Source organism: Anaerolineae bacterium (assembly GCA_025062375.1).
Classification (GTDB): domain Bacteria; phylum Chloroflexota; class Anaerolineae; order SpSt-600; family SpSt-600; genus SpSt-600.
Genome location: JANXAG010000079.1, coordinates 423 through 821, shown reverse-complemented (window position 1 = coordinate 821; position 399 = coordinate 423). Strand labels below are relative to the sequence as shown.

1 protein-coding gene is annotated in these 399 nt (G+C 56.1%); it reads left to right on the top strand.

The window, feature by feature from the left end; genetic code table 11:
* Window positions 1–10: 10 nt before the first annotated feature.
* A partial coding sequence (locus tag NZ653_10120; GenBank protein MCS7287472.1) for a hypothetical protein occupies window positions 11–399 on the top strand: 389 nt, incomplete at its 3' end.

Sequence of the window (399 nt, the reverse complement as noted above, 5' to 3'; positions counted from 1 at the left end):
TGCCGGTGTGATGTTTAAACCGATACCGATCGCGCTGGCCTTCCATGCCGCATGGAAACTGCGGTTCCAGGTCCTCTTGTGGCTGCTCATCGGGCTTATCGTTCTTGTGCTTATTACCCTACCGGCCATTGGTTTGGGACCCTATCGGGCTTATGCTCATCATTCCCTTTCCCTCGCGGGCCTGACGCGGGCGGGTGAGCCGGGAGTATATCCACCCAACCAGGGGCTGAGTGGCTTTTTCGGGCGGTTGTTGACCCATCACGAGTTTGGGGGGGCTCTGGCTGATAACCCGGTATTGGCAAGGACGTTAACGTTAATCGTCTCTCTCATTTTGGTCCTGGCCACTGGGGCGCTATGCTGGCCGGGGAGGTTTTCTGAGGATTTATTTATTCTGGAAGC